4 protein-coding genes are annotated in these 4,143 nt (G+C 38.8%); all 4 read left to right on the forward strand.

What is annotated here, in order from left to right; all coding sequences use genetic code 11:
• The first annotated feature begins 155 nt into the window (after positions 1 to 155).
• The 4 genes from JOC28_RS10500 (at position 156) to JOC28_RS10515 (ending at position 4,051) form a co-directional block, all read left to right on the forward strand.
• A complete protein-coding gene (locus JOC28_RS10500; RefSeq protein WP_205010619.1) occupies positions 156 to 953 on the forward strand; it encodes a DUF805 domain-containing protein in 798 nt (265 codons plus the stop codon).
• 45 nt (positions 954 to 998) lie between these two features.
• Positions 999 to 2,036: a DNA polymerase III subunit delta gene (gene holA, locus JOC28_RS10505; RefSeq protein WP_205010620.1), complete on the forward strand. Its 1,038-nt coding sequence runs from the start codon at positions 999 to 1,001 to the stop codon at positions 2,034 to 2,036.
• A gap of 87 nt (positions 2,037 to 2,123) precedes the next feature.
• Positions 2,124 to 2,732 (forward strand): superoxide dismutase SodA, encoded by a 609-nt coding sequence (gene sodA / locus JOC28_RS10510; protein WP_205010621.1) that lies wholly within the window; start codon positions 2,124 to 2,126, stop codon positions 2,730 to 2,732.
• 233 nt (positions 2,733 to 2,965) lie between these two features.
• Positions 2,966 to 4,051 carry a serine hydrolase gene (locus JOC28_RS10515; protein WP_338058067.1) on the forward strand — a complete coding sequence of 362 codons (1,086 nt, stop codon included), beginning with the start codon at positions 2,966 to 2,968 and terminating at the stop codon, positions 4,049 to 4,051.
• The last annotated feature ends 92 nt before the right edge of the window (positions 4,052 to 4,143 follow it).

Genomic DNA, 4,143 nt, shown 5'->3' on the forward strand with positions numbered 1-4,143 from the left:
TTTAGCTGCTGCAACGAGCTCTCCGATTGGTCAACTCAAAAAGTGGATTTAGGACTTTGAAAATTGTTTCCGAGGATTACTTGACACAAACAAATTTCAAAAGTTTTTCAAAAATACTCATCTTTTTGTTATAATAGAGGGTAAAGGAGAAATATATGTTTAAAGCTTATAAAGACTATTGGATGCGTTATGCGGATTTCGAAGGACGTTCAACACGTTCTGACTACTGGTGGGTATACCTTATCAATGCTATTATCGGTGCGATTGCTGGTCTTATTTTGATCTTCAGTTTTATTCTTCCTCTAATAGCAATCTCTAGCTATAGTTATACTGATACAGATGAGGAATTTGCTCTTAGATTTCTTTCGACAGTGAGTCCAACTGTTATTATCATTTTCATTTTAATGTCATGCTATAGCCTGGCTACAATTGTTCCTAACCTAGCGCTTGCTGTTCGTCGTTTGCGTGATGCAGGTTATCACTGGTCAGTTGTTTTGATTTCATTCTTGCCAGTTTTGGGCTCATGGATACCTTTGTTGAATTTCTTTATTATTTTCTTGGTTCCGATTGCTATGATTGTTATTTATTGTCAGCCAAGTAAGATTAATCAGGCTGCCGTAGAAACACTCGCAGAGCGTCCAGTTTCAGAAACAACTGAAACGCCTGTAGCATCTGATGTTGACTTATCAAAAGAAGCCGTATCTGAGATTTTCAAAAAAGAAGAAACGGTTGTAGTGGAAGAAGTCTCTGCAGAAGAAGTTGTTGAATCTGAGCCAGAAATTGAAGTGAAAGAAATTGTATCAGAAGCCCCAGTTCAGCCTAAAGTTGAGGTTGCTGAGCCAACAACTGAAGAGCAAGCAGATCCAGAGCAAAGGATTTCTGACCTTAAAGCTAACCGTCGTCGTTATGCTGGAGGAAACTCTTCTAAAGGATACAAGAGAAACCGTCATTAATAGTAAAAGGGAGCCTAGAGCTTCCTTTTTTGTTATAATAGTTTCATGATTGCACTTGAAGAATTAAAAAAAATAAGCAAAAATAGCCTGTCTCCAATCACGGTCCTATCTGGAGAGGATCAGGGACAGTATCAGCAGATGAGGGAAACCTTGATGCGTCAGATTGACTTTGACCCAGCTGATTTAACCTATTCTTATTTTGATATGAGTCAGGATAGTTTTGAATCTGTGGAGATGGATTTGGAGAGTCTGCCCTTCTTTTCTGACTTTAAATTAGTCCTTGTGGATAATCTCCTAGATATCACGACAGATAAGAAGTCCTTTCTTGATGATAAGGCTGCGAAGCAATTTGAAGCTTATTTGGAGAATCCTGTTGAGACGACTCGTTTGATTATTTTAGCGCCAGGTAAGCTAGATGGTAAGCGTCGCTTGGTCAAACTCTTAAAGAGAGACGCACAGCTATTTGAAGCAAGTCCGCTTAAGGAAGCCGATTTGAGAACCTATTTTCAAAAGCAAGCCCATGCTGACGGGATGAGCTTTGAGTCAGGTGTTTTTGAGGAATTGCTGATAAAATCAAATTTTGACTTTTCAGATACACAGAAAAATCTAGCCTTTCTAAAGGCTTATAAGACTTCTGGAGCTATTTCCAGTCAGGATATTGCAGAAGCGGTGCCCAAATCTCTACAAGATAATATCTTCGATCTCAGTCAATTTTTGATTAAGGGGCAGATTGACCAAGCGCGTGCCTTGGTGAGTGATTTGCGTCTGCAGGGTGAGGATGAGATTAAACTGATTGCAGTGCTTTTAGGGCAATTCCGTATGTTTACACAGGTTAAGATGCTATCAGCAATGGGCAAGGCTGAAAATCAGATTGTGGCTGACTTGTCAGATTACCTTGGACGTAAGGTCAATCCTTATCAGGTCAAATTTGCTCTGAGAGACAGCAGGAGCCTATCTCTTTCCTTTTTTAAAATGGTTATGAAGACTTTGATTGAGACGGATTTTCAGATAAAATCTGGACTTCATGATAAGGTCTATCTCTTTGATCTAGCCCTGCTGAAAATATCTTGTCATCTAGGCTGAAGATAGCGAGATTTTCAATCAAAAGAGTTGAAAGCTCTGACATTTTCCTATAAAATGAAAGCATAAAAATGAAATGAGGACATGATCATGGCAATTATTTTACCAGAACTTCCATACGCTTACGATGCTCTTGAGCCATATATTGATGCAGAGACAATGACACTCCACCACGACAAGCACCATGCAACTTACGTGGCAAATGCTAACGCTGCTCTTGAAAAACACCCTGAAATTGGTGAAGACTTGGTAGCACTTTTGTCAGATGTTGAGTCAATTCCTGTTGACATCCGTCAAGCACTTATCAACAACGGTGGTGGTCACCTTAACCACGCTCTTTTCTGGGAACTTTTGTCACCAGAAAAAACTGAAATCACTGAAGAAGTTGCAGCAGCAATCAACGAAGCATTCGGTTCATTTGAAGCATTCCAAGAAGCTTTCACAGCAGCGGCTACAACTCGTTTTGGTTCAGGTTGGGCATTCCTAGTTGTTAATGCTGAAGGTAAACTTGAAGTCCTTTCAACACCAAACCAAGACACACCAATCATGGAAGGTAAACAACCAATCTTGGCACTTGACGTTTGGGAACACGCATACTACCTCAACTACCGTAACGTACGTCCAAACTATATCAAAGCCTTCTTTGAAATCATCAACTGGAACAAGGTTGACGAACTCTATAAATCTGCTAAAGCATAATATAATTAGAATGCAACATTATAACTGGCAATAGTTTATTGAAATCCTTGAATTTTGATAAGAGTCGTATTTGGAGAGTAGGATTAAAATCAGATTTTGAAAGTCCTGATTTAGTCTTACTCTCTTTTTCTAGCTAAAAATGGAAAATTGTGATTAAAAAGTGAAAAAAAGAAAGAAATATACTTGTAATCATTCTAATTTTTCTTTATAATAAGAAAGTTAGGAGAATTACAGTGAATAAGAAATCAGTCGTTAGTATTAGCTTGTTAGCCCTGCTTTTTATTGGGCTCACTAGTTTTTTAGTTATTGAAAATCAGCAGAAGTCAGATGGACAAACTACAGGAGCAAGCAGCTCTCTGACGTTGTCATCGGATAACCTTTCTGCTAGTCTTGATTCAAGTTCAAGCTCGTCTTCGTCAGAGAAGAAGGTAGTTGCCAAGTCTCAGGAAGCTAAGCAGGCAACTTATGATCAGGATTATGAAGCTATGGTTTCTCTTGGATTGGTCTATGATTATGTTAATCTTAGCTTGCAAGATACTGTTTTGGCATTTCTTGCTGAGAGTGGCATTGATCAGAGTCAAATCGCCTTTTCATATAAAAATACTGTCTCAGATGAAGTAATTGCTATGAATGAAACGCAGCCTATGACTGCAGGTTCAACCTATAAATTACCTCTTAACATGTTGGTTGTTGATGAGGTTGCTGATGGTAAGCTTACATTGACAGAAGAATTTGATATCACTAATACGGCTTATGAATATCAGGGTGAGCATGATTCTTACGTTGCTGCTTTTGGTGGTAAGATGACTATTCCACAGATGCAGGAATATTCTCTTGTTTACTCTGAAAATACGCCTGCCTATGCCTTGGCAGAGCGTCTAGGAGGCATGGAGAAAGCCTACTCTATGTTTGGACGTTATGGTGAGTCTAAAGGTGAGATCAAAACAATCCAAGAAGACGGGAATAAAACAACGACTGACTATTACATTCAAGTCTTGGAATATCTTTGGGATCACCAGGATAAGTATGCGGATATTTTGAATTATTTGGGTCAATCTTTCCCTGAATATTACTATCACATGTTCTTGCCAAACTTGACTATCTATCAAAAACCAGGCTATGTTCGTGAAGCACTCAATGTAGATGCTATTGTTGAGGAAGAAACACCATATATGGTAGCTATTTACACAGCTGGACTTGGTGGTACTAATGAATATAGTGAAGAAATCAGTAACTATGGTCTCTATCAACTTGGACAGCTTGCCTATGTTATCAACGAATGGCACCGAGTTAATATGAATGGTATTACAGCAGAATAAGAAAGAGGCTGGGCAAAAACTAGCTTCAGAATAGAAAAAAACGAGCACTTCCGCAGTCGGAGATGCTCGTTTTCCAATGTCATGGTTTATAA

It is taken from the genome of Streptococcus loxodontisalivarius, from assembly GCF_016908645.1.
Taxonomy (GTDB): Bacteria; Bacillota; Bacilli; order Lactobacillales; family Streptococcaceae; genus Streptococcus; species Streptococcus loxodontisalivarius.